The 23,954-nt window shown below is 58.9% G+C and carries 22 protein-coding genes; 11 read left to right on the top strand and 11 right to left on the bottom strand.

Going from position 1 to position 23,954, the window contains the following annotated elements:
• Positions 1–10: 10 nt before the first annotated feature.
• The 4 genes from NL116_RS08845 to sdhC are packed head-to-tail and all read right to left on the bottom strand — an operon-like array spanning position 11 to position 3,242.
• Entirely contained in the window at positions 11–715 is a 705-nt protein-coding gene (locus NL116_RS08845; RefSeq protein WP_010456852.1) for a succinate dehydrogenase iron-sulfur subunit, read from the bottom strand.
• 11 nt (positions 716–726) lie between these two features.
• Positions 727–2,502: a succinate dehydrogenase flavoprotein subunit gene (sdhA, locus tag NL116_RS08840; protein WP_007945135.1), complete on the bottom strand. Its 1,776-nt coding sequence runs from the start codon at positions 2,500–2,502 to the stop codon at positions 727–729.
• Positions 2,503–2,505: 3 nt separating this feature from the next.
• On the bottom strand, positions 2,506–2,874 hold the full coding sequence (gene sdhD / locus NL116_RS08835) for a succinate dehydrogenase, hydrophobic membrane anchor protein (RefSeq protein ID WP_008148589.1): 369 nt from the start codon (positions 2,872–2,874) through the stop codon (positions 2,506–2,508).
• The gene (sdhC, locus tag NL116_RS08830) at positions 2,868–3,242 is read right to left on the bottom strand and encodes a succinate dehydrogenase, cytochrome b556 subunit (RefSeq protein WP_027922413.1); all 375 of its coding nucleotides are present in this window, start codon (positions 3,240–3,242) and stop codon (positions 2,868–2,870) included. Before sdhC ends, sdhD begins: the two co-directional genes overlap by 7 nt.
• A 363-nt stretch (positions 3,243–3,605) precedes the next feature.
• On the opposite strand from sdhC, the gene gltA reads away from it, so the two are divergent.
• Positions 3,606–4,895 carry a citrate synthase gene (gene gltA, locus NL116_RS08825; RefSeq protein WP_007945132.1) on the top strand — a complete coding sequence of 430 codons (1,290 nt, stop codon included), beginning with the start codon at positions 3,606–3,608 and terminating at the stop codon, positions 4,893–4,895.
• 313 nt (positions 4,896–5,208) lie between these two features.
• Here the strand turns inward: gltA and NL116_RS08820 are convergent, their stop codons facing one another.
• The 3 genes from NL116_RS08820 to NL116_RS08810 form a co-directional block, all read right to left on the bottom strand.
• Positions 5,209–6,867 (bottom strand): cation acetate symporter, encoded by a 1,659-nt coding sequence (locus NL116_RS08820; RefSeq protein WP_494376846.1) that lies wholly within the window; start codon positions 6,865–6,867, stop codon positions 5,209–5,211.
• Entirely contained in the window at positions 6,864–7,175 is a 312-nt protein-coding gene (locus NL116_RS08815; protein WP_494376845.1) for a DUF485 domain-containing protein, read from the bottom strand. The genes NL116_RS08820 and NL116_RS08815 overlap by 4 nt, the downstream gene beginning before the upstream one ends.
• Positions 7,176–7,404: 229 nt before the next feature.
• Positions 7,405–8,256 (bottom strand): glycine betaine ABC transporter substrate-binding protein, encoded by an 852-nt coding sequence (locus NL116_RS08810; protein WP_494376844.1) that lies wholly within the window; start codon positions 8,254–8,256, stop codon positions 7,405–7,407.
• A 300-nt stretch (positions 8,257–8,556) separates the two neighbouring features.
• Between NL116_RS08810 and NL116_RS08805 the strand changes: the two genes are divergently transcribed.
• A complete protein-coding gene (locus NL116_RS08805; RefSeq protein WP_494376843.1) occupies positions 8,557–10,152 on the top strand; it encodes a glycoside hydrolase family 17 protein in 1,596 nt (531 codons plus the stop codon).
• Between the two features lie 106 nt (positions 10,153–10,258).
• Here the strand turns inward: NL116_RS08805 and NL116_RS08800 are convergent, their stop codons facing one another.
• Positions 10,259–10,627, bottom strand: a complete 369-nt coding sequence (locus tag NL116_RS08800) for a hypothetical protein (RefSeq protein WP_494376842.1) — start codon at positions 10,625–10,627, stop codon at positions 10,259–10,261.
• 223 nt (positions 10,628–10,850) lie between these two features.
• Between NL116_RS08800 and NL116_RS08795 the strand changes: the two genes are divergently transcribed.
• Complete coding sequence (locus NL116_RS08795) at positions 10,851–12,149, top strand: serine/threonine protein kinase (RefSeq protein ID WP_494376841.1); 1,299 nt, start codon at positions 10,851–10,853, stop codon at positions 12,147–12,149.
• A complete protein-coding gene (locus tag NL116_RS08790) occupies positions 12,142–12,930 on the top strand; it encodes an MlaA family lipoprotein (protein WP_494376840.1) in 789 nt (262 codons plus the stop codon). The genes NL116_RS08795 and NL116_RS08790 overlap by 8 nt, the downstream gene beginning before the upstream one ends.
• Before the next feature lie 174 nt (positions 12,931–13,104).
• Here the strand turns inward: NL116_RS08790 and NL116_RS08785 are convergent, their stop codons facing one another.
• Positions 13,105–14,019, bottom strand: a complete 915-nt coding sequence (locus NL116_RS08785; protein ID WP_494376839.1) for a DUF808 domain-containing protein — start codon at positions 14,017–14,019, stop codon at positions 13,105–13,107.
• 135 nt (positions 14,020–14,154) lie between these two features.
• Between NL116_RS08785 and NL116_RS08780 the strand changes: the two genes are divergently transcribed.
• Positions 14,155–14,763, top strand: a complete 609-nt coding sequence (locus NL116_RS08780) for a TetR/AcrR family transcriptional regulator (RefSeq protein WP_494376838.1) — start codon at positions 14,155–14,157, stop codon at positions 14,761–14,763.
• 126 nt (positions 14,764–14,889) lie between these two features.
• Here NL116_RS08780 and NL116_RS08775 read toward each other — a convergent pair whose 3' ends face one another.
• Positions 14,890–15,348 (bottom strand): REP-associated tyrosine transposase, encoded by a 459-nt coding sequence (locus NL116_RS08775; protein ID WP_494376837.1) that lies wholly within the window; start codon positions 15,346–15,348, stop codon positions 14,890–14,892.
• 213 nt (positions 15,349–15,561) lie between these two features.
• On the bottom strand, positions 15,562–16,002 hold the full coding sequence (locus tag NL116_RS08770) for a GlcG/HbpS family heme-binding protein (protein WP_494376836.1): 441 nt from the start codon (positions 16,000–16,002) through the stop codon (positions 15,562–15,564).
• A gap of 268 nt (positions 16,003–16,270) precedes the next feature.
• Between NL116_RS08770 and gcl the strand changes: the two genes are divergently transcribed.
• The 6 genes from gcl (at position 16,271) to NL116_RS08740 (ending at position 23,937) form a co-directional block, all read left to right on the top strand.
• Positions 16,271–18,046, top strand: coding sequence for a glyoxylate carboligase (gene gcl / locus NL116_RS08765; RefSeq protein ID WP_494376835.1), 1,776 nt, complete (start codon positions 16,271–16,273; stop codon positions 18,044–18,046).
• Between the two features lie 137 nt (positions 18,047–18,183).
• The gene (gene hyi, locus NL116_RS08760) at positions 18,184–18,966 is read left to right on the top strand and encodes a hydroxypyruvate isomerase (RefSeq protein WP_494376834.1); all 783 of its coding nucleotides are present in this window, start codon (positions 18,184–18,186) and stop codon (positions 18,964–18,966) included.
• Positions 18,967–19,122: 156 nt separating this feature from the next.
• Positions 19,123–20,013 carry a 2-hydroxy-3-oxopropionate reductase gene (locus tag NL116_RS08755; protein ID WP_494376833.1) on the top strand — a complete coding sequence of 297 codons (891 nt, stop codon included), beginning with the start codon at positions 19,123–19,125 and terminating at the stop codon, positions 20,011–20,013.
• Positions 20,014–20,187: 174 nt separating this feature from the next.
• The gene (locus tag NL116_RS08750) at positions 20,188–21,468 is read left to right on the top strand and encodes a glycerate kinase type-2 family protein (protein WP_494376832.1); all 1,281 of its coding nucleotides are present in this window, start codon (positions 20,188–20,190) and stop codon (positions 21,466–21,468) included.
• Positions 21,458–22,873, top strand: coding sequence for a pyruvate kinase (pyk, locus tag NL116_RS08745; RefSeq protein WP_494376831.1), 1,416 nt, complete (start codon positions 21,458–21,460; stop codon positions 22,871–22,873). Before NL116_RS08750 ends, pyk begins: the two co-directional genes overlap by 11 nt.
• 149 nt (positions 22,874–23,022) lie before the next feature.
• The gene (locus NL116_RS08740; protein WP_494376830.1) at positions 23,023–23,937 is read left to right on the top strand and encodes an urea transporter; all 915 of its coding nucleotides are present in this window, start codon (positions 23,023–23,025) and stop codon (positions 23,935–23,937) included.
• Positions 23,938–23,954 lie beyond the last annotated feature (17 nt).

Raw genomic sequence — 23,954 nt, 5'->3', positions numbered from 1 at the left:
AACAGCTGAATCACACGCCGCTTTGCAGCAGCATGTTACGTACGTGACCAATGGCCTTAGTCGGGTTCAGGCCTTTCGGACAGACGTTGACGCAGTTCATGATCCCGCGGCAGCGGAATACGCTGAACGGATCATCCAGCGAAGCCAGACGCTCGGCAGTCTTGGTGTCGCGGCTGTCTGCCAGGAAGCGATACGCTTGCAGCAGAGCAGCTGGACCCAGGAACTTGTCCGGGTTCCACCAGAAGGACGGGCAAGAAGTCGAGCAGCAAGCGCACAGGATGCACTCGTACAGACCGTCAAGCTTTTCACGCTCTTCAGGGGTCTGCAGACGTTCGATGGCCGGAGCCGGCGTGTCGTTCTGCAGGTATGGCTTAACTTTCTCGTATTGCTTGTAGAAGATGCTCATATCGACGACCAGGTCACGGATAACCGGCAAACCTGGCAGCGGACGAACGATCAGCTTGTTACCTTTTACGACAGAAGACAGCGGCGTGACGCAGGCCAGACCGTTTTTGCCGTTGATGTTCATGCCGTCGGAACCGCAAACACCTTCACGGCAAGAGCGACGATAGGAGAAACCTTCGTCCTGCTCTTTGATCAGGGCCAGCACGTCCAGCACCATCAGGTCTTTACCACCGGTATCGACCTGGAATTCCTGCATGAACGGCGCGGCGTCCTGATCAGGGTTGTAGCGATAAACACTGACTTGCAACATGGCGGCCACCCTTAATAAGTCCGAATCTTAGGTTCAAAAGTCGGAACAGTCTTCGGCGAGAAGTTCACAGCACGCTTGGTCACGCGTTTGTCACCCGGGAAGTACAGGGTGTGGCACAGCCAGTTTTCGTCGTCGCGGTCTTCGTAGTCTTCACGGGCGTGAGCGCCGCGGGACTCTTTGCGGATCTCTGCAGCGATGGCGGTGGCTTCGGCCACTTCCAGCAGGTTCTGCAGTTCCAGCGCTTCGATACGAGCGGTGTTGAACGCCTGGCTCTTGTCGTTGATCTTGACGTTGGCGATACGGCCACGCAGGTCAGCGAGCTGGGCGATACCCTTCTGCATGTATTCGCCGGTACGGAACACACCGAAGTAGTTCTGCATGCAGCTTTGCAGTTCTTTACGCAGAGTGGCGACGTCTTCACCTTCGGTACGCGAGTTCAGGCCATCAAGACGAGCCAGGGCTGCGTCGATGTCGGACTGGCGAGGGCGAGCGTAGTCGACGCCTTCTTTCAGGGTCTGCTCCAGGAACAGACCGGCGGCACGGCCGAATACCACCAGGTCGAGCAGCGAGTTACCGCCCAGACGGTTGGCACCGTGAACCGATACGCACGCCACTTCGCCTACAGCGAACAGGCCAGGAATGATCTGGTCAACGCCTTCGGCGTCCTGAGTGATTGCCTGGCCATGAATGTTGGTGGCAACGCCGCCCATCATATAGTGGCAGGTTGGAACGACCGGAATCGGCGCCACGGCTGGATCGACGTGAGCGAAGGTCTTGGACAGTTCCATGATGCCTGGCAGACGGCTGTGCAGAACTTCTTCACCAAGGTGATCGAGTTTCAGCATTACGTGGTCGCCATCCGGACCGCAACCGTTGCCGGCGATGATTTCTTTAACCATCGAACGGGCAACTACGTCACGACCAGCAAGGTCTTTGGCGTTCGGAGCATAACGCTCCATGAAACGCTCGCCGTGCTTGTTGATCAGGTAACCGCCTTCACCGCGGCAGCCTTCAGTAACCAGTACACCGGCACCGGCGATGCCGGTTGGGTGGAACTGCCACATTTCGATGTCTTGTACCGGCACGCCAGCACGCAGAGCCATGCCGACGCCGTCACCGGTGTTGATCAGGGCGTTGGTGGTGGACGAGTAGATACGACCTGCACCGCCAGTCGCCAGAACCGTGGCGTTAGCGCGGACGTAGGAGGTCTCGCCGGTTTCGATGCAAATGACGATCATGCCGACAAAGGCACCGTCTTCGTTCTTCACGAGGTCGACGCCGTAGTATTCGTTGAGGAATACAGTGCCGGCCTTCAGGTTGGCCTGGTACAGGGTGTGCAGCAGCGCGTGACCGGTACGGTCGGCAGCGGCGCACGTACGGGCAGCCTGGCCACCTTTACCGAAGTCTTTCGACTGACCGCCGAACGGGCGCTGGTAGATGCGACCCTGTTCGGTACGGGAGAACGGCAAGCCCATGTGCTCGAGTTCGAAGACCGCTTCCGGGCCTACGGAACACATGTATTCGATAGCGTCCTGGTCACCGATGTAGTCGGAACCCTTGACGGTATCGTACATGTGCCAGCGCCAGTCATCGTTCGGATCTGCCGAGGCGATGGCGCAGGTGATGCCACCCTGAGCGGATACGGTGTGCGAGCGAGTCGGGAAAACCTTGGTTACCACGGCAGTCTTGTGACCACCTTGTGCCAGTTGCAGCGCAGCGCGCATGCCAGCACCGCCGCCGCCAATAATAATGGCGTCGAACGAAAGCGTATTAACTGTAGTAGACATGAATCAGATACCCCAAAGAATCTGCACACCCCAGACGAAGTAGGCGAACATCGCGACGCCGCATACTGCCTGGAAGAGGAAACGTACTGCAGTCGCGGACTTGCCGAACGCCATTGGCGTCAGGTAGTCGGTCGCGATGGTCCACATGCCGACCCAGGCGTGAGCGCCGAGGGCAACGAGAGCCAGGAGACTGAAAATACGCATCCAGTTGCTTGCGAACAGTTCATGCCATTGGGCGTAGCCGATGCCAGGATGGGCAACGACGTATCCGATCAGGAAAATGAAATAAGCCGCGAGAACGACCGCAGACACACGTTGTGCCATCCAGTCATAGAGGCCCGAACGCGACAGGTTCGTGACGTTAGTTACCATATCCAAACTCCTGCCAGAACGATTACCACCACGGAAACGGCGATAACGATTTTCGAGCCCAGTTTGCCGCCTTCAAGCGACTCGCCGATGCCCATGTCCATGATCAAATGGCGCACACCGGCTACCAGGTGATACAGCAAGGCGGACAGGATTCCCCAAATCACTAGCTTGGCTAGCGGACTGGTCAGACACGCTTTCACCTGGCCGAAACCTTCTTCCGAGCTCAGCGACTTGTCCAATGCGTAAAGCATGATGGCCAGGCTGACAAAGAGAATGACTCCGGAGATTCGGTGAAGAATGGACGTGTAAGCAGTGACTGGGAGTTTGATGGTCCTTAGGTCTAGGTTTACAGGTCGTTGGCTATTCACGGCTTTTTTTCACACTGAAGAGCCCCTAACAATCAGGGCAAAGTTGTTGGGGAGTGCACTGGTCAGGTACCCACCACCCAGGGAGTGCGACCCCCAATAAAGCAGGCCCAAAAGCCCCTGGCGGTCGGAGGCCGAGTATAGACAGTTAGGCTACTAATGACAACGCGTTCACCTTCCCCTAATAGCTGATTGCACAAGTTGGATAAAAGGCGTAAATGGCAGTCAATTTCGAGGAAAAAGTCCGGTTAAAGCCTTCTGGAGCAAGACTTTAGGCAAATTGACATTCGAATTTATCTCACTATAGTGGTGCGGGCCCTGCGTGGGGGGTCTGTCTGATGATTTCAAGCATAAATAGGAGGCCACATGGCTGACAAAAAAGCGCAGTTGATCATCGAGGGCGCAGCCCCCGTCGAGCTGCCCATTTTAACCGGCACCGTTGGTCCCGATGTTATCGATGTTCGGGGCCTGACGGCCACGGGCCGTTTCACCTTTGACCCTGGTTTCATGTCGACAGCTTCCTGCGAGTCGAAGATCACCTATATCGACGGCGACAACGGCATCCTGCTGCACCGCGGCTACCCGATCGAACAGCTGGCTGAAAAGTCGGACTACCTGGAAACCTGCTATCTGCTGCTCAACGGCGAACTGCCGACCGCAGAACAGAAGGCCCAGTTCGTCAGCACCGTGAAGAACCACACCATGGTTCACGAGCAGCTGAAGACCTTCTTCAACGGCTTCCGTCGCGACGCCCACCCGATGGCCGTCATGTGCGGCGTAGTCGGCGCCCTCTCGGCCTTCTACCACGACTCCCTCGACATCAATAACCCGCAGCATCGCGAAATCTCCGCGATCCGCCTGGTTGCCAAGATGCCGACCCTGGCAGCGATGGTTTACAAGTACTCCATGGGCCAACCCATGATGTACCCGCGCAACGACCTGACGTACGCGGAAAATTTCCTGCACATGATGTTCAACACCCCGTGTGAGATCAAACCGATCAGCCCGGTACTCGCCAAGGCCATGGACCGGATCTTCATCCTCCATGCCGACCACGAGCAAAACGCATCGACCTCTACCGTTCGTCTGGCCGGCTCTTCGGGTGCCAACCCGTTCGCCTGTATCGCCGCCGGCATCGCTGCACTGTGGGGCCCTGCCCACGGCGGTGCGAACGAAGCCGTTCTGACCATGCTCGATGAAATTGGCGATGTCTCGAACATCGACAAATACATCGCCAAGGCCAAGGACAAGAACGATCCGTTCAAACTGATGGGCTTCGGTCACCGGGTTTACAAAAACCGCGACCCACGCGCTACCGTCATGAAGCAGACCTGCGACGAAGTGTTGAAGGAACTGGGCATCAAGAACGACAAACAACTCGAACTGGCCATGCGCCTGGAAGAGATCGCCCTGACCGACCCGTACTTCATCGAACGCTCGCTGTACCCGAACGTCGACTTCTACTCGGGGATCATCCTCAAGGCGATCGGCATTCCAACCAGCATGTTCACCGTGATCTTCGCCCTGGCGCGGACTGTCGGCTGGATCTCCCACTGGAAAGAAATGCTCTCCAGCCCGTACAAGATTGGCCGCCCGCGCCAGCTGTACACCGGCTACGAGTCGCGTGACATCACCAAGCTGGAAGACCGCAAATAAGACCTGTCTTGCGATAACGTCTTAAGTTGTACCGGGAACGGCCTCTATTTATATAGAGGCCGTTTTTGTTTGTGTGCTTTTCCCGCCCTCTTCAAGTATTGCAGAGCCCGCACTACCGCCTTCGCGAGCAAGGCCGCTACCACACTTGACCGCATTCCAACGGGAGGAACCCGGTTAAATGGGAGAGCAGGCTTGCTCGCGAAGGCGTCCGCTCTGACACCACACTTCCCAACCTGCGAACAAACAAAAATGCCCCGATCTCTCGACCGGGGCATTTCTGTTTAACACCGCTTACATAACCAAACCTGAAGCCTTAGTGAGCAACCGCTCCACTCGCCCCCAACCCCGTTTGCGAACGCACAAACTGCGGGAAGAACAGCGCGCGCTCGTTGGCACCCGCGGTCGACTTGTCAGTGATCGAGAAGAACCAGATACCGACAAAGGCAATCGCCATCGAGAACAACGCCGGGTACTCATACGGGAAGATCGCCTTCTCGTGATGCAGGATCTGCACCCAGATGGTTGGCCCAAGGACCATCAAGCCAACAGCACTCACCAGGCCCAGCCAGCCGCCGATCATCGCACCGCGTGTGGTCAACTTCTTCCAGTACATGGAAAGCAGCAGTACCGGAAAGTTACAGCTCGCCGCGATGGAGAACGCCAGGCCCACCATGAACGCGATGTTCTGGCTTTCGAACAGAATGCCCAGGCCAATCGCCAGCACCGCCAAGGCGATCGTGGTGATTTTCGACACGCGGATCTCATCTTTGTCGTTAGCTTTGCCCTTCTTGATCACGCTGGCATACAGATCGTGAGACACCGCCGAAGCACCGGCCAATGTCAGACCCGCCACAACTGCCAGGATGGTCGCGAACGCTACCGCCGAGATGAAGCCCAGGAAGATACTGCCACCGACCGCGTTGGCCAGGTGCACCGCCGCCATGTTGTTGCCGCCCAACAGCGCGCCAGCCGCATCTTTAAAGGCCGGGTTGGTGCTGACCAGCAGGATCGCGCCGAAGCCAATGATGAAAGTCAGGATGTAGAAGTAACCGATGAAGCCGGTTGCATACAGCACGCTCTTGCGCGCTTCTTTTGCGTCACTCACGGTGAAGAAGCGCATCAGAATGTGCGGCAGGCCAGCGGTACCGAACATCAGCGCAAGCCCTAAGGAGAACGCCGAGATAGGGTCTTTCACCAGTCCGCCGGGGCTCATGATCGCTTCACCTTTAGGGTGAACCTTGATCGCCTCCGAAAACAGCACGTTGAAGTCGAAGTTGACGTGTTTCATCACCATCAGCGCCATGAACGAGGCACCGGACAGCAACAAGACAGCCTTGATGATCTGCACCCATGTGGTTGCCAGCATGCCGCCGAACAACACGTACATGCACATCAGGATACCAACCAGGATCACCGCAACGTAGTAGTCGAGGCCGAACAGCAACTGGATCAGCTTGCCGGCACCGACCATTTGCGCGATCAGGTAGAAGGCCACCACCACCAGCGAACCGCAAGCGGACAACGTGCGGATCTGGGTTTGCCCAAGGCGGTAGGACGCCACGTCGGCAAACGTGTATTTGCCCAGGTTGCGCAGGCGTTCGGCGATCAGGAACAGAATGATCGGCCAGCCCACCAGGAAACCGATCGAGTAGATCAGGCCGTCGTAGCCAGAGGCGAATACCAGGGCGGAAATCCCCAGAAAGGACGCCGCGGACATGTAGTCACCGGCAATCGCCAGACCGTTCTGGAAACCGGTGATCTTGCCGCCCGCCGCATAGTAGTCGGCGGCCGAGTTATTGCGCTTGGAAGCCCAGTAAGTGATGCACAGGGTCAAACCGACAAACGCCACGAACATCAGGATCGCGGAAACGTTGAGTGGTTGTTTATGCACTTCACCCGTCAGGGCTTCAGCCGCCCACGCACCCGGCGCAAAAGCCGCAATGCTCAATAGAGCCATTAGACGCCGGATCATTGCTGAGCCTCCTTGAGAATCGCATTGTTCAGGTCGTCGAATTCGCCATTGGCGCGTCGTACGTAGATTGCAGTCAGGACAAAGGCCGAGACAATCAGCCCGACACCAATCGGTATCCCCCAGGTAATCGAAGACTCAGGGCTGATTTTTGCCCCCAGTACATGCGGCCCGTAAGCAATCAAAAGGATGAATCCGGCGTAAAGCCCAAGCATGATCGCAGAAAGAATCCAGGCGAACTTTTCTCGCTTGCTAACCAGCTCCTTGAAGCGCGGGCTGTTTTGAATCGAGAGGTAAATGCTGTCGTTCATTGTTTTTATCCTCGCAGCACAGATTAAAGTTGGAACGTTATCCACTCTATGCGGCTGCGGAACAGGTTCCAGACGACCTTAGTATTAGAACGACATGACAGAATCGCCATTTTTCAGCAGACATTAAATAATGTGGGAGCTGCCCTGCTCCCCCAAGGGAAAGCAAAAGGCCGCTTGGCGGTTATGCCAAGCGGCCTTCAAAGGTGCTGACCAGACGCCTCAGCTCAAATCACTTGGTCCACTCGGCAACACGCTCCGGGTGTTTGGCCACCCAATCTTTCGCTGCGGCTTCCGGCTTGGCGCCATCCTGGATCGCCAACATGACTTCGCCGATTTCGTCTTTCGACGCCCACTGGAAGTTTTTCAGGAACTTGGCCACTTCCGGTGCTTTGGTGGCGAGTTCTTTGCTGCCGATGTTGTTTACAGTTTCAGCAGCGCCATAAACGCCTTTCGGGTCCTCAAGGAAACGCAGTTTCCACTTCGCGAACATCCAGTGCGGCACCCAACCAGTCACTGCGATGGATTCGTTTTTCTTCTCGGCACGGGTCAGCTCGGCAATCATGCCGGCGCCGGAACTGGCCTTGAGTTGATACCCGGTCAGGTCGTAGTCCTTGATGGCCTGTTCGGTCTTGAGCATCACGCCTGAACCGGCGTCAATGCCGACGATGCGGTTTTTGAAGCTGTCATCCGTTTTCAGATCGCCGATGGTTTTGGCTTTGACGTACTCCGGCACGATCAAACCGATTTTTGCATCTTTGAAGTTCGGACCGTAATCGACGACCTGATCCTTGTTTTTCGCCCAGTAATCACCATGCGTTACTGGCAGCCAGGCTGACAGCATGGCGTCGAGTTTGCCGGTGGCCACACCCTGCCACATAATCCCGGTGGCGACGGCTTGCAGCTTCACGTCATAACCGAGTTTCTGTTTGATCACTTCGGCCGCTACGTGAGTGGTCGCGACGCTGTCGGACCAACCGTCAACGTAACCGATGCTCAGGGTCTTGCTCTCGGCGCTGGCCATGGTGGAGCCAATCGCAAGCACCAGAGCGGCACCTGCACCTAAAAGTCGTCGCATCTTCATCGTTACTTCCCCGAAAGTGCTGCGCTCGACGGATGCCGAGTCGCGTCAACGTATTGTTATGGTGCACAGCGCCCCCATCACGCCCACCGCAAACTCGTCCGACCATCAGCGTGATTTATCTATGAGAGCACTGATGCGTCGATAATCAACCTGACGACAACCGCGACCTGCTCTGTCAGCGACCTCAAGGCATCGAGAAACGACATCAGAACGCCATTAATTTCGAGCGGCGAAAACGCCTCGACCCGCCCGCTCGAACTTTGCATGTCAAAATCATGCAGGCCACCAAGCCGGCGATAAATGCAGGTAACATGCGCGGCTTTGCTCTCAGACGGCCTGATCATGCCCGCGACATCACGCTTTCCTTTTTTTGCTTATCTATTCGCCTGCCTGTTGGGGCTGTTTGCCTTCGGCGGCTTCTGGTACGGCCTTGGCAAACCGGTGATTCTGCCCGACGTGGCCAGCGCGACGCACAAGCTGCAATGCGCCTCCTACACCCCGTTCGACAAGGACCAGTCGCCGTTCGATCAGCCGTTCAAATTGCGCCCCGAGCGCATGGACGCCGACCTCGCGCTGCTGGCCAAAAACTTCCAGTGCATCCGCACCTACTCCATGACCGGCCTGGAGGCGCTGCCTGATCTGGCGCGCAAGCATGGCCTGAAGTTGATGATCGGTGCCTGGGTCAACAGCAACCCGGTGGACACCGAGAAAGAGGTCGACCTGCTGATAGCCTCGGCGAATGCCAACGCCGACGTGGTGACCGCAGTCATCGTCGGCAACGAGACCTTGCTGCGTAAAGAGGTCACCGGCGCACAACTCGCCAAGCTTATTAACAAGGTCAAAAACCAGGTCAAACAGCCAGTCACTTATGCCGACGTCTGGGAGTTCTGGCTCAAGCACCCGGAAATCGCCCCGGCAGTGGATTTCCTGACCATCCACTTGCTGCCGTACTGGGAAGATGACCCCTCCAACATCGACGCAGCCCTGCAACATGTGGCGGAAGTACGTCAGGTGTTCGGCAACAAATTCGCGCCCAAAGACGTGATGATCGGCGAAACCGGCTGGCCGAGCGAAGGCCGTCAACGTGAAACAGCCCTGCCGAGCCGGGTCAATGAAGCCAAGTTCATTCGCTCCTTCGTCATCATGGCCGAACAACAAGGCTGGCATTACAACTTGATCGAAGCATTCGACCAACCGTGGAAACGCGCGAGTGAAGGTGCGGTCGGTGGTTATTGGGGGCTGTTTGACGCAGATCGTCAGGACAAAGGCGTGCTGGCAGGACCGGTATCGAACGTGCCGTACTGGTCGCAATGGCTGGCCGTGGGCGGTGTGATCTTTCTCGTGACGCTGATGCTCGGCGGCCGCGTTCGCAGCACTCGCGCGGCGCTGGTACTGCCATTGCTCGGTGCCTTGGCGGCGTGCTCGATTGGTGCGTGGGGTGATCTGGCTCGCATCACCACGCGGTTTGCCAGCGAATGGGTGTGGGTGGCATCGCTGACAGCGTTGAATCTGCTGGTGCTGGCCCACGCCGCGCTGACGCTGAGCGCTCGCACCGGTTGGCGTGAGCAGGCATTCAATGTGTTGGAACGTCGGGCTGGCTGGTTACCCGCGACCGCGGGGTTTGCCGCGGCAGTGATGATGCTGGAGCTGGTGTTCGATCCGCGTTATCGCAGCTTTCCGAGCGTCGCATTCATCCTGCCGGCACTGGTTTATCTGTGCCGTCCAGTGAGCGTGCCACGTCGGGAGATTGCGTTGCTGACCTTCATTATTGGTGCAGGCATCGCGCCGCAACTGTTCCGTGAAGGTTTACAGAACCAGCAGGCCTGGGGCTGGGCGCTGGTGAGCGTGCTGATGGTTGCGGCGTTGTGGCGCTGTTTGCGGGTTCGCAAGGCGTAAATTTTCAGCGTTCTTGCCGGCCTCTTCGCGAGCAAGCCGCCCACATTCGACCGAGCTCTTTCAGGATGCGGTTAAATGTGTGGGGCTTGTTCGTGAAGACGATTTATCAGGCGCTACGAGACGCCCTGACCAACCGCAACCCGGCAATCACCACCGCAAAAACAGCCAGCGTCGTGTTGTACAACGCCAACGCCGGAAACCCGAACACCAGCGCCAGCACCGCCAGCCACCACCCTGCCCGGCCCGGCAGTACGAAGCCGATCACCGCCGCTGCTATCGCCGCCCAGCCCAACACGCCGAAGTGGATCATCAGGCCCAGGCTGGAGCGAACTCCACATTCCCAACGGCTCGCCTCGTCCACGCAGATGCCGACCCACTGCGCATCCTCCATGAAGCCATAACGTGCGCCGTAACTGGCGGCCAGCCATAAAGGCAGCAAAACGAGCAGCAAAACCACGGGCAGACGGCGGGACATGAAACACTCCAATAGGCGAAAACGGCGGCCAGCTTAATACCCCGCCAGCGGGATGCAAACGCGGGCAACAGAAAACTGGTCAGGAAATCACTGCAAAGTGTATCGTCCAGCTACCATTACCCGAAAATATGCCTCTTGGGTGCCGATGCGTGGCACTTTGGCGCAACACCGATGGTCATAGCCTGCGAACTTCATTCGGCACCTTCCTCTAAGGGATCTAGTCATGCTCCGCTTCTTGCGCTTCGCCGCCCTCTTTGGCGGCCTTATATTGAGTGCGTCCGCACTGGCGGTCGATATCGACGCGGCCAGTTATGGCTACCCCTTGACCAATCCGTTCGAGGCGACCATCGCCACGACACCTCCAGATTTGCGTCCGGAGTTGCCACTGGACGAAGACATCAATCAGAAGGATCGCAGCCTCACGCTGCGCCCGGAGCGTGAATTCCAACTACCGGACAACTTCTGGGCAGTGAAGAAGCTCACTTACCGAATCGCCACACAAGATAAACCGGCCCCCCTGATTTTCTTGATCGCCGGCACGGGCGCACGTTATGACAGCAGCCTGAACGAATACCTGAAAAAGCTCTACTACAAGGCCGGTTACAACGTAGTGCAGCTGTCGTCGCCGACCAGTTTCGACTTCATCAGCGCCGCCTCTCGCTTCGCCACCCCCGGCGTGACCAAGGAAGACGCTGAAGACCTGTATCGGGTGATGCAGGCCGTGCGGGCACAAAACCCGAGATTGCCGGTGACCGATTACTACCTCACCGGTTACAGCCTGGGCGCACTGGATGCCGCATTCGTCGCTCACCTGGACGAGACCCGTCGCAGCTTCAACTTCAAGAAAGTCTTGCTGCTCAACCCACCGGTCAACCTGTACACCTCAATTACCAACCTGGACAAGCTGGTCCAGACCGAGGTCAAGGGCATTAACAGCAGCACCACGTTTTATGAACTGGTACTGGGCAAACTGACGCGCTACTTCCAACAGAAAGGCTACATCGACCTCAACGATGCCCTGCTCTATGACATCCAGCAGTCCAAGCAACACCTGACCAACGAACAGATGGCCATGCTGATTGGCACCTCGTTCCGCTTCTCGGCGGCCGACATTGCCTTCACCTCGGACCTGATCAACCGTCGCGGCCTGATCACCCCACCGAAGTTCCCGATCACCGAAGGCACCAGCCTCACGCCGTTCCTCAAGCGTGCGCTGCAGTGCGACTTCGACTGCTACATCACTGAACAGGTCATCCCGATGTGGCGCGCCCGCACTGACGGAGGCAGCCTGCTGCAACTGATCGACCAGGTCAGCCTGTATGCCCTTAAGGACTACCTGCACGACAGCCCGAAAATCGCTGTGATGCACAACGCCGACGACGTGATCCTGGGCCCTGGCGACCTCGGTTTCCTGCGCAAGACTTTCGGCGAGCGCTTGACCGTTTATCCACTCGGCGGCCATTGCGGCAACCTTAATTACCGCGTCAACAGCGACGCCATGCTGGAGTTCTTCCGTGGCTAAATATCTCCTGCTAATCGCGGCGTTACTCTGTGCAGGCGTCGCCCATGCCGACAACAGCAAAGCCAATGCCCCCGTCGTGATCGACAATGACGGCTTCAAGGAACCGCTGAGCAAACTCAAGTTCAACCCGGGGCTGGACCAGCGAGAATTCGAACGCTCGACGCTCAACGCCCTGGCTGTCTACGACCCGCTGGAAGAATGGAACCGCCGGGTTTATCACTTCAACTACCGCTTTGACCAATGGGTGTTCCTGCCCGTGGTCGACGGCTATCGCTATATCACGCCAAGCTTCCTGCGCACCGGCGTGAGCAACTTCTTCAACAACCTCGGCGATGTGCCAAACCTGGTGAACAGCCTGCTGCAGCTCAAGGGCAAGCGCTCGGTGGACACCACTGCGCGCCTGCTGCTCAACACCACCCTCGGCATCGCCGGCTTGTGGGACCCGGCCACCGCCATGGGCCTGCCTCGCCAGAATGAAGACTTCGGTCAGACCCTGGGCTTCTACGGTGTACCGGGCGGCGCCTACTTCGTCCTGCCCATCCTCGGGCCATCGAACATCCGCGACACCAGTGGCCTGGCGGTCGATTTCACCGTCGAGTCGGCAATCAACTACCTGAACGTCGCCGAAGTCAGCTCCAACCATCCGGAAGTCTGGATCCTGCGTGGCATCGACAAACGCAACCAGACCAACTTCCGTTACGGCCAGCTGAACTCGCCGTTCGAGTACGAGAAAGTGCGCTTCGTGTACACCGAAGCGCGCAAGTTGCAGATCGCCGAGTAAATCCGGCGGCAATAAAAAAGGCCATTCGATGCGAGTCGAATGGCCTTTTTTACATTCCCGCCACCCCACAACCACCTGTAGGAGTGAGCCTGCTGGCGATGAGGTCAGCACAGTCAAAATTCATTGACTGACCCACCGCTATCGCCAGCAGGCGCCCCCTACAGCTGGACAATATCAGCCTTTGATCGAGCGCCAGATTTTGCTGGCAACCATCACGCCCGCCAGCACCACCGCCCCGGCGACAATCCCCGCCACTGCGTTCAGCAACGTCGGCACGATAAACCTGGCGCCACCGGCCGCTGCGCCGACGCCTTCAATCCAGTGATGGACCACCGGCACGCCGTGGGTGAGGATCCCACCGCCGACCAGGAACATCGCCGCCGTACCGATCACCGACAGGCTTTTCATCATGTAAGGCGCGGCTCGCAAAATGCCGCCGCCGATGCTTTTGGCCATCTGCCCGGGTTTTTGGGTCAACCACAAACCGAGGTCATCGAGTTTGACGATGCCCGCCACCAGGCCATAGACGCCGATGGTCATGACGATGGCAATGCCCGACAGTACGATCACTTGCTGGGTCAGCGAGGCTTCTGCCACGGTGCCAAGGGTGATGGCGATGATTTCTGCCGAGAGGATGAAGTCGGTGCGTACCGCGCCTTTGATCTTGTCCTGTTCGAAAGCCACCAGATCCACCGCTGGATCGGCGACCGCCTCGACCAGTTCCGCATGTTCGGCCTGATCTTCAGCCTTGCTGTGTAGGAATTTGTGCGCGAGTTTCTCGAAGCCTTCAAAGCACAGGTAAGCGCCGCCGATCATCAACAACGGCGTGACCAGCCATGGAATGAACGCGCTGATGGCCAAGGCCGATGGCACTAGGATCAGTTTGTTGCGAAACGAGCCCTTGGCCACGGCCCAGACGACCGGGATTTCCCGCTCGGCCCGCACGCCGCTGACTTGCTGGGCATTGAGCGCCAGATCGTCGCCGAGCACGCCGGCGGTCTTCTTGGCAGCCATTTTCGTCATCAATGCCACATCGTCGAGTACCGCGGCGATGTCATCGATCAGCACCAGCAAACTGCTTCCTGCCATGAATCAGGTTTCCTTCTTGAATGAATGCTGCGCAGCATAGCGCGGCCGAGTGCCACACGGGGGCATTCTTGAGCGCCGCGCGAGCCCGGTGATACCATGCGCAACCGCCAGAACAGGCAAGGAACCCCTTGGTTTATGAGCACTATCCGCGAGCGCAACAAAGAACTCATCCTGCGTGCCGCCAGTGAAGAATTTGCCGACAAGGGCTTCGCTGCGACCAAAACCAGTGACATCGCAGCCAAGGCGGGATTGCCCAAGCCCAACGTCTACTACTACTTCAAATCCAAGGAAAACCTCTACCGCGAGGTCCTGGAAAGTATCATCGAGCCGATTCTGCAGGCTTCGACGCCGTTCAACGCCGAAGGCGTGCCCAGCGAAGTGCTGAGCGGCTACATCCGCTCCAAGATCCGCATTTCCCGGGATTTGCCCTTCGCCTCCAAGGTGTTCGCCAGCGAAATCATGCACGGCGCCCCACACCTGAGCGCCGACCTGGTCGAACGCCTCAATGGCCAGGCCAAACACAACATCGACTGCATCCAGACTTGGATCGACCGTGGCCAGATCGCCGCCATCGACCCCAACCACCTGATGTTCAGCATCTGGGCCGCGACCCAGACCTACGCAGACTTCGACTGGCAGATTTCTGCGGTGACAGGGAAAGCGAAGCTGGATGAAGCGGATTACGAAGCGGCAGCGCAGACGATTATTCGGTTGGTGCTGAAGGGGTGTGAGCCGGATCGTTAGACCGCGGCGCTGCTATCGCGAGCTTGCTCGCTCCCACAGGAATTGTTGGTGTTCATCTATTTTGTATTCACCCCAAATCCCCTGTGGGAGCGAACTTGCTCGCGATGAAGGCACCTCGGTGCCTGCTCAAACCCAGATCGCATCCCACAGCGGATAGTCGCCATATCTTTCAACCAGTCCCGCCCGCAAAGGGTTGGTGACCACATAACGCGCTAACGCCACCAAATCCTCTTCTCGCCTTAATGCCCGGTCATGGTATCCCTGCTGCCAAAGACCGCCCTTTCGACCGGCGGCCATATTGACGGCTCTTGTACTCAGTGATTTGGTTTTTTGCATCAGTTCACTTAATGACCCCTGCTGCAACTCGACCAACCAATGAAAATGGTCTGGCATGACAACCCATGCCAGTGAGTTAGCCCACCCCAGATTCTGTGCATGACGAAATTGCTCCACAACCAATCGCCCCAAGGCAAAATCCCTGAAGACAGGCTTTCGGTCAATGCTATTGGTGGTCAGCAGGTAGATGCGGTTTCGTTCGGCGTAGCGGCCAAGGCGAAGTCGATGTGACGCGGGGAAATCAGGCATTCCGTTGCCTCTCTCATGATTTAAGTCATGGAAAGGCTAGACCTGTGGATGCTCAGGTCCAGGGCAGATTTTTAGCTGGATGTTTCCTGTCGATAGCTATCGCGAGCAAGCTCGCTCCCACAGTGGATTTAGGACGAACACAAATTACGTGATCGCCCTCTATCCCTGTGGGAGCGAGCTTGCTCGCGATAGCAATTGCTCAAACGCTGAAGATCAAGCAGCAACCCCCGCATCCGCCCGCAACCCCTGCGCTTCAATCGCGCTGATCGCACACTGCTCATCCACATCCGACAGATCGCCGCTGATCCCCACCGCTCCCAGCACATTCCCGTCCTGATCCCGAATCAACACACCGCCCGGTGCCGGCACGACGCTGCCCTGCCCCAAGCTATTAAGTGCGGCGATAAACGCCGGTCGTTGCTGAGCGTCCAGTGCCAGCAGGCGGGAGCCTTTGCCCAGGGCAATCGCGCCCCAGGCTTTACCGATGGCGATTTGCGGGCGCAGCAGGCTGGCGCCGTCTTCGCGTTGTAGAGAAAGCAGGTGCCCGCCGGCATCCAGAACCGCGATGGTCAGTGGTGCTGCGGAGATTGCACGCCCTGCGGCGATGGCCTGACTGGTCAGGCTGACTGCGACTTTCAAGGTTAAAGCGCTCATGGTGCCGTCCTCATTTTGTTTTTTGGAAAGCCGTTGGACTGCTTCGTTATGCCGCAGTCCGATGCAACAAATAGAACACAATAGATTATTTTTTTGTATACAATAATTCTCGAAAAGCGCCACATGCGACGAAAAGCCACAGTAGAACGGGCTTCCGACGAATGAAACAGACGCTTGAGAAAATGAATTGACCTGCGCCGTCCGCCGTGAATACACTCTGCGCAAAGCCACTTGTATACAATTACAAAACGTAAGAGGCACCAAAACCATGAGCAAAATGAGAGCAATCGAAGCCGCCGTTCTGGTGATGCGCCGTGAAGGGGTTGATACCGCTTTTGGCATCCCGGGCGCCGCGATCAACCCGCTGTACTCCGCCCTGCAGAAGGTCGGTGGCATCGATCACGTCCTCGCACGCCATGTTGAAGGCGCTTCGCACATGGCCGAGGGTTACACCCGCACCAAGGCTGGCAACATCGGCGTGTGCATCGGTACGTCCGGCCCTGCCGGTACGGACATGGTCACCGGGCTCTACAGCGCCTCGGCGGACTCGATCCCGATCCTCTGCATTACCGGCCAGGCCCCCCGCGCCCGTATGCATAAAGAAGATTTCCAGGCGGTCGACATCACTACCATCGTCAAGCCAGTGACTAAGTGGGCAACCACCGTCATGGAACCGGGCCAGGTGCCATACGCGTTCCAAAAAGCCTTCTACGAAATGCGCTCCGGCCGTCCCGGCCCGGTGCTGATCGACCTGCCGTTCGACGTACAGATGGCGGAAATCGAATTCGACATCGATGCTTACCAACCGCTGCCGCTGGCCAAGCCCACCGCGAACCGCGTGCAAATCGAGAAGGCCCTGACCATGCTCGATCAGGCGGAGCGTCCTCTGTTGGTGGCCGGTGGCGGCATCATCAATGCTGACGCCAGCGACTTGCTGGTGGAGTTCGCCGAACTGACCGGCATTCCCGTCATCCCGACCCTGATGGGCTGGGGCACCATTCCGGACGATCACCCGTTGATGGTCGGCATGGTCGGCCTGCAAACCTCGCATCGCTACGGCAACGCGACGATGCTCAAATCCGACGTAGTGTTGGGCGTGGGTAACCGTTGGGCCAACCGCCACACTGGCTCGATCGACGTGTACACCGAAGGCCGCAAGTTCATTCACGTCGACATCGAACCGACCCAGATCGGCCGCGTGTTCAACCCGGATCTGGGCATCGTGTCCGACGCCGCTGCCGCACTGACCGTGTTCATCGAAGTCGCTCGCGAATGGCAAGCTGCCGGCAAGCTGAAAAACCGCAGCGCCTGGCTGCAAGACTGCCAGCAACGTAAAGCCAGCCTGCAACGCAAGACGCACTTCGACAACGTGCCGGTCAAGCCGCAACGCGTGTACGAAGAGATGAACCAGGTGTTCGGCAAAGACACCTGCTACGTCAGCACCATTGGTCTGTCGCAGATTGCCGGCGCGCAGTTCCTGCACGTCTACAAGCCGCGTCACTGGATCAACTGCGGCCAGGCCGGCCCGTTGGGCTGGACCATTCCGGCGGCACTGGGCGTGGTCAAGGCAGATCCGACCCGCAAAGTCGTGGCGTTGTCGGGCGACTATGATTTCCAGTTCATGATCGAAGAATTGGCGGTGGGCGCGCAGTTCAAGCTGCCGTACATCCACGTTGTGGTAAACAATTCGTACCTGGGACTGATCCGTCAGGCTCAGCGCGGCTTCGACATGGACTACTGCGTGCAACTGTCCTTCGATAACCTGAACGCTCCGGAACTCAACGGTTACGGTGTCGATCACGTCGCGGTCGCCGAAGGCCTCGGCTGCAAGGCACTGCGGGTGTTCGAGCCAAGTCAGATCCAGCCTGCCCTGCGCAGGGCTCAAGAGCTGATCGAGGAGTTCAAGGTGCCGGTGATCGTCGAGATTATTCTGGAGCGTGTGACCAACATTTCCATGGGTACCGAGATCAACGCGGTCAACGAATTCGAAGACCTGGCGCTGGTCGGCAACGATGCGCCGACCGCAATTTCGATGCTTGATTAACTGCTGATCGTTCCCACTGCGGGAGCAGGCTTGGTCACGAAGACGGCTTCACATCCAACAAAGATGTTGACTGACCCACCGCTTTCGGGAGTAAGCCCGCTCCCACAGGGGACCTCATACACATTCAGGAGACCACCATGCCGCGTTTCGCAGCCAACCTGTCCATGCTGTTCACTGAGCAGGATTTTCTTGCCCGTTTTGAAGCGGCCGCCAAGGCCGGTTTCAGTGGTGTCGAGTACCTGTTCCCTTATGACTTCAGCTCCGCCGAAATCAAGGCCAAGCTCGATGCCAACGGTCTGACCCAGGTGCTGTTCAACCTGCCGGCCGGTGACTGGGCCAAGGGCGAACGCGGTATCGCGTGCCTGCCGGACCGGGTTGAAGAATTTCGCGCCGGTGTCACCTTGGCCATCGCCTATGCACAAGTGCTGGGCAACACCCAGATCAACTGCCTGGCCGGTATTCGTCCACAAGGCGTCGATGATGCCACCGTGGAAAAAACTTTCGTCGACAACCTGAAGTACGCGGCCGACAAGCTGCAAGCAGCGGGCATCAAGCTGGTGATGGAAGCGATCAACACCCGCGATATCCCGGGCTTCTACCTGAACAACACGGCGCAGGCCCTGTCGATTCGCGAGCAGGTCGGCAGCGCCAACCTGTTCCTGCAATACGACATCTACCACATGCAAATCATGGAGGGCGACCTGGCCCGCACCATGGCTGCGCACCTGGGCGAGATCAACCACATCCAGTTGGCCGACAACCCAGGACGCAACGAACCGGGCACCGGTGAAATCAACTACCGCTTCCTGTTCGAACACCTGGACCGGATTGGTTATCAGGGTTGGGTCGGCTGTGAGTACAAGCCGCTGACCACCACCGAAGCGGGCCTGGGCTGGCTGAAAACCCACAACGCGATCTGACACAGATCCCTTGTGGAAGCGAGCTTGCTCGCGATAGCGGTGGGACAGTCAACATAGATGCTGAATGTCAGGACGCCATCGCGAGCAAGCTCGCTCCCACAGAAAAGCAGTGCTCCCCTATTTGCTTGAGCAACACAAAAACAAGAGGATTTTCTCATGGCTAAAATCGGATTTATCGGCACCGGCATCATGGGCCACCCAATGGCGTTGAACCTGCAGAAAGCCGGTCACAGCCTGTTCCTGTCGGCGCACCACGACGCCGCACCTGCCGACCTGATTGCCGGCGGCGCCATCGCCCTGGCCAACCCGAAAGAAGTCGCGCAAGAAGCTGAATTCATCATCGTCATGGTGCCGGATACCCCACAGGTAGACGACGTGCTGTTCCGCGCAGACGGCGTCGCGGCCGGTGTCGGCAAAGGCAAAATAGTCATCGACATGAGCTCGATCTCGCCGACCGCCACCAAAGCGTTCGCGGCCAAGATCAACGAAAAAGGCGCTCAGTACCTCGACGCGCCAGTGTCTGGTGGTGAAGTCGGCGCCAAGGCGGCGAGCCTGAGCATCATGGTCGGCGGCGATGCCGACGCCTTCGAACGCGCACTGCCGCTGTTTCAGGCGATGGGCAAGAACATCACCCTGGTCGGTGGTAACGGCGACGGTCAAACCGCGAAAGTGGCGAACCAGATCATTGTTGCGCTGAACATCCAGGCGGTCGCAGAAGCCCTGCTGTTCGCCTCGAAAAACGGCGCCGATCCCGCCAAGGTTCGTGAAGCACTGATGGGCGGTTTCGCTTCGTCGAAGATTCTCGAAGTACACGGCGAGCGCATGATCAAAGGCACCTTCGACCCGGGCTTCCGCATCAGCCTGCACCAGAAGGACCTGAACCTGGCCCTGCAAGGTGCCAAGGAACTTGGCATCAACCTGCCGAACACCGCCAACACCCAGCAAGTGTTCAGCACCTGCGCGGCCATCGGTGGCAGCAACTGGGACCACTCGGCGCTGATCAAGGGCCTGGAACACATGGCGAATTTCTCGATTCGCGATAAGTAAGCCCTGCCTGAAGCTGGCTCGGTCCCCTGTGGGAGCGAGCTTGCTCGCGATGGCATCGCCTCGGTCTACTTGAAAGACCGCGTCGCCTGATCGCAGGCAAGCCAGCTCCCACAGGACCGCGTCGCAACGCCTGCTGTCGTTTTATCCCAACAACAAGAATTCCGGGAGCCCGCCATGTCGGTCGATCCGCAACAATTCCTGCGCGAGCTGTTCGCCACAGCCATCGACGCCGCCCATCCGCAGCAAGTCCTCGAAGCTCATTTGCCCAAAGATCGCAGCGGTCGGGTGATCGTCATCGGCGCCGGCAAAGCCGCGGCCGCCATGGCCCAGGTGGTCGAGCGTTGCTGGCAGGGTGAAGTGTCCGGTCTGGTGGTGACGCGTTACGGTCACGGCGCCCCGTGCGAAAAAATCGAAGTGGTCGAAGCGGCGCATCCGGTGCCGGACGCTGCCGGCCAAGCTGTCGCCAAGCGGGTCTTCGACCTGGTCAGCAACCTGAGCGAAGACGACCGCGTGATCTTCCTGCTGTCGGGCGGCGGCTCTGCCCTGCTCGCCTTGCCGGCGGCCGGCATCACCCTCGCCGACAAGCAATCGATCAACAAAGCCCTGCTTAAATCCGGCGCGACCATCGGCGAGATGAACTGTGTGCGCAAGCACCTCTCGGCGATCAAGGGCGGCCGTCTCGGCAAGGCCTGCTGGCCAGCCACTGTGTATACCTATGCGATTTCCGATGTGCCGGGCGACCTCGCCACGGTCATCGCTTCCGGCCCGACCGTGGCCGACCCAAGCACCTGCGCCGAAGCGCTGGCGATCCTCAAGCGCTACGGCATCGACATCCCGGCCTCCGTGCGCAACTGGCTGCAAAGCCCGGAATCGGAGACAGTCAAACCCGGCGATCCGAGCCTCGCACGTAGCCATTTCCAGTTGATCGCCCGTCCCCAGCAGTCGCTTGAAGCGGCCGCCGTGAAAGCGCGGCAGGCCGGTTTCAGCCCGCTGATCCTCGGCGATCTGGAAGGCGAATCCCGGGAAGTGGCCAAGGTTCACGCCGGCATCGCCCGTCAGGTGGTGCTGCACGGTCAGCCACTGGCCGCGCCTTGCGTGATTCTGTCAGGCGGTGAAACCACCGTGACCGTGCGCGGCAATGGCCGTGGCGGACGCAACGCCGAGTTCCTGTTGAGCCTGACCGACAACCTCAAAGGCCTGCCCGGCGTCTATGCCCTGGCCGGGGACACCGATGGCATCGACGGCTCCGAAGACAACGCCGGCGCGATCATGACCCCGGACAGCTACGCCCGCGCCGCCGCCCTCGGTTTGAGCGCCAGCGACGAACTCGACAACAACAATGGCTACGGCTATTTCGAGGCGCTGGACGCACTGATCATCACCGAGCCGACCCGCACTAACGTCAACGACTTCCGCGCCATCCTGATTCTCGAGAGCCCTAAACATGACGCCTGACAAGAAGGTTAAGATCCTCGCCACCCTCGGCCCCGCCATCGACGGGATCGACGACATCCGCGAGCTGGTGCAGGCAGGGGTCAACATTTTCCGCCTGAACTTCAGCCACGGCGATCACGCCGACCACGCTCAGCGCTATCAGTGGATTCGTGAAGTCGAGCGCCAGCTGAATTACCCGCTGGGCATTCTGATGGACCTGCAAGGCCCGAAACTGCGGGTCGGCAAGTTCGCCGAAGGCAAGGTGCAACTGCATCGCGGTCAAGCCTTGCGCCTGGACCTGGACCCGACGCCGGGCGACGAGCGCCGCGTCAACCTGCCCCATCCGGAAATCATCGCCGCGCTCGAGCCAGGCATGGACCTGCTGCTGGACGACGGCAAGCTGCGTCTGCGCGTGGTAACCAAGTACGCCGACGCCATTGACACCACCGTGCTCAATGGCGGCGAACTGTCGGACCGCAAAGGCGTGAACGTGCCGCAAGCGGTGCTGGAACTGAGCCCGCTGACCGCCAAGGATCGCCGTGATTTGAGCTTCGGTCTGGAGCTGGGCGTGGACTGGGTCGCGCTGTCGTTTGTGCAACGTCCGGAAGACATTCGCGAGGCCCGCGAACTGATCGGCGACAAAGCGTTTTTGATGGCCAAGATCGAGAAGCCATCGGCGGTGACTCATCTGCGGGAAATCGCTGAATTGAGCGACGCGATCATGGTGGCTCGCGGTGATCTGGGCGTGGAAGTGCCGGCCGAAAGCGTGCCGCAGATTCAGAAAAACATCATCACCCTCTGCCGTGAGCTCGGCAAACCGGTGGTGGTGGCGACACAGATGCTCGAGTCGATGCGCTTCTCCCCGGCCCCGACCCGCGCCGAGGTCACCGACGTGGCCAACGCCGTGGCCGAAGGGGCTGACGCGGTGATGTTGTCAGCGGAAACCGCCTCTGGCGAATACCCGCTGGAAGCCGTACAGATGATGAGCAAGATCATCCGCCAGGTGGAAAACGGCCCGGACTATCAGACGCAACTGGACGTGAGCCGGCCGAAAGCCGAGGCCACGGTTTCTGACGCGATCAGCTGTGCGATTCGGCGTATCAGCAATGTGCTGCCGGTGGCGGTGCTGGTGAATTACAGCGAGTCCGGCACATCGAGTCTGCGTGCGGCGCGGGAACGGCCGACGGTGCCAATTCTCAACCTGACACCGAACCTGCAGACCGCTCGCCGCCTGACCGTGGCGTGGGGCGTGCACTCGGTGGTCAATGATCGGCTGCGGCAGGTGGATGAAGTGTGTTCGACGGCGCTGGAGATTGCCCAGGCCCAAGGCATGGCTCAGCGTGGCGACACATTATTGATCACCGCGGGTGTGCCGTTTGGGCAGCCGGGGTCGACTAACTCATTGCGCATCGAGACGTTGATTTAGCGCCTGTACTGGCCGCTTCGCGAGCAACCTCGCTCCCACATTAGAGTTGTGTCGATCACACATTTAAAACTGAACGCAGATTCAGTGTGGGAGCGGGCTTGCTCGCGAAGCAGGCAACTCGGTCCTTCAGACACACCACAGACTCCTTCATGCCTGCCAATCACTTCAACACCCACTGCCCCGACTGGGCGACTGCCCTGCTCAACGGTTTCAGTCAGATCTTCCTCCAGCGAAATCCGCTGTGCGGCCTGCTGTGCCTGTTGGCGATTCTGTTTACCGCGCCCACCCTGCTCGGCGGCGCACTGCTGGGCGGTGTCGCCGGATTGCTCACCGCGCAACGTCGCAACTACGCCAAGGAGGATCGCCAGGCCGGACTGTTCAGCTACAACGGCGTCTTGCTCGGCTTGCTGCTGAGCCTCTATTTCCCCTGGTCCGCCCTGCTGCCGCTGATGATCATCGCCTGCGGTGGCTTGAGCGCGATGCTGACTCAACAGTGGCTCAAACGCTCCCGGTTGAGCCAATACCTGCCCGCTTACACCGCGCCCTTCGTGGGGTTGGGCTGGTTGCTGCTGTGCTTTGCCACGCCGTCGACCCAGGCGCACTTGATCGAAATCAGCACCTTGAACATGCTCGCCGCCCCCTTCAAGGGCCTCGGTCAGGTGATGTTCCTCGGTCACCCGCTGGCCGGCGCGCTGATTGCCGCGGGATTGCTGATTGCTGACCGCCGCGCCTTTTGCTGGGCGATGTTCGCGTCTGTCGCGGGCATGGGCTGGAGTCTGCTGAACCATGACTTCTACACCGCCCTCATCGGCCTCGGTGGCTATAACGCGGTGCTGGCCGCCCTTGCCTTCAGCGCGCAGCGCCAGCAGCCGTGGCTGCCACCAGCGGCTGTTGCACTCGCACTGCTGCTGACGCCCTTGTTTTCCGCTATTGGCCTACCCACGCTGACTGCGCCGTTCATCCTCGGTTGCTGGCTGATCCGTACGACCGTTCAAGTGCTCGGCAAAGCCAAGGGTGGCACTGCGCCTTGCGCTTCTGGGGAGAATCAACCTAGGCTGCGCTGATCATTGGTTCAGGCGGT

It is taken from the genome of Pseudomonas sp. FBCC-B1667, from assembly GCF_059133255.1.
Note: the sequence above shows the minus strand (reverse complement) of the source record. Positions and strands in the feature narration are given on the sequence as shown.

What these genes read in the sequence shown, in the direction of transcription:
- hyi (WP_494376834.1), top strand. Translation starts at nt 18,184, where the DNA reads ATGCCGCGTTTCGCAGCCAACCTGTCCATGCTGTTCACTGAGCAGGAT.
- gltA (WP_007945132.1), top strand. Translation starts at nt 3,606, where the DNA reads ATGGCTGACAAAAAAGCGCAGTTGATCATCGAGGGCGCAGCCCCCGTC.
- gcl (WP_494376835.1), top strand. Translation starts at nt 16,271, where the DNA reads ATGAGCAAAATGAGAGCAATCGAAGCCGCCGTTCTGGTGATGCGCCGT.
- pyk (WP_494376831.1), top strand. Translation starts at nt 21,458, where the DNA reads ATGACGCCTGACAAGAAGGTTAAGATCCTCGCCACCCTCGGCCCCGCC.
- NL116_RS08815 (WP_494376845.1), bottom strand. Translation starts at nt 7,175, where the DNA reads ATGAACGACAGCATTTACCTCTCGATTCAAAACAGCCCGCGCTTCAAG.
- NL116_RS08780 (WP_494376838.1), top strand. Translation starts at nt 14,155, where the DNA reads ATGAGCACTATCCGCGAGCGCAACAAAGAACTCATCCTGCGTGCCGCC.
- NL116_RS08785 (WP_494376839.1), bottom strand. Translation starts at nt 14,019, where the DNA reads ATGGCAGGAAGCAGTTTGCTGGTGCTGATCGATGACATCGCCGCGGTA.
- NL116_RS08755 (WP_494376833.1), top strand. Translation starts at nt 19,123, where the DNA reads ATGGCTAAAATCGGATTTATCGGCACCGGCATCATGGGCCACCCAATG.
- NL116_RS08795 (WP_494376841.1), top strand. Translation starts at nt 10,851, where the DNA reads ATGCTCCGCTTCTTGCGCTTCGCCGCCCTCTTTGGCGGCCTTATATTG.
- NL116_RS08740 (WP_494376830.1), top strand. Translation starts at nt 23,023, where the DNA reads ATGCCTGCCAATCACTTCAACACCCACTGCCCCGACTGGGCGACTGCC.
- NL116_RS08820 (WP_494376846.1), bottom strand. Translation starts at nt 6,867, where the DNA reads ATGATCCGGCGTCTAATGGCTCTATTGAGCATTGCGGCTTTTGCGCCG.
- NL116_RS08775 (WP_494376837.1), bottom strand. Translation starts at nt 15,348, where the DNA reads ATGCCTGATTTCCCCGCGTCACATCGACTTCGCCTTGGCCGCTACGCC.
- NL116_RS08810 (WP_494376844.1), bottom strand. Translation starts at nt 8,256, where the DNA reads ATGAAGATGCGACGACTTTTAGGTGCAGGTGCCGCTCTGGTGCTTGCG.
- NL116_RS08770 (WP_494376836.1), bottom strand. Translation starts at nt 16,002, where the DNA reads ATGAGCGCTTTAACCTTGAAAGTCGCAGTCAGCCTGACCAGTCAGGCC.
- NL116_RS08805 (WP_494376843.1), top strand. Translation starts at nt 8,557, where the DNA reads ATGCAGGTAACATGCGCGGCTTTGCTCTCAGACGGCCTGATCATGCCC.
- NL116_RS08845 (WP_010456852.1), bottom strand. Translation starts at nt 715, where the DNA reads ATGTTGCAAGTCAGTGTTTATCGCTACAACCCTGATCAGGACGCCGCG.
- sdhD (WP_008148589.1), bottom strand. Translation starts at nt 2,874, where the DNA reads ATGGTAACTAACGTCACGAACCTGTCGCGTTCGGGCCTCTATGACTGG.
- NL116_RS08800 (WP_494376842.1), bottom strand. Translation starts at nt 10,627, where the DNA reads ATGTCCCGCCGTCTGCCCGTGGTTTTGCTGCTCGTTTTGCTGCCTTTA.
- NL116_RS08750 (WP_494376832.1), top strand. Translation starts at nt 20,188, where the DNA reads ATGTCGGTCGATCCGCAACAATTCCTGCGCGAGCTGTTCGCCACAGCC.
- sdhA (WP_007945135.1), bottom strand. Translation starts at nt 2,502, where the DNA reads ATGTCTACTACAGTTAATACGCTTTCGTTCGACGCCATTATTATTGGC.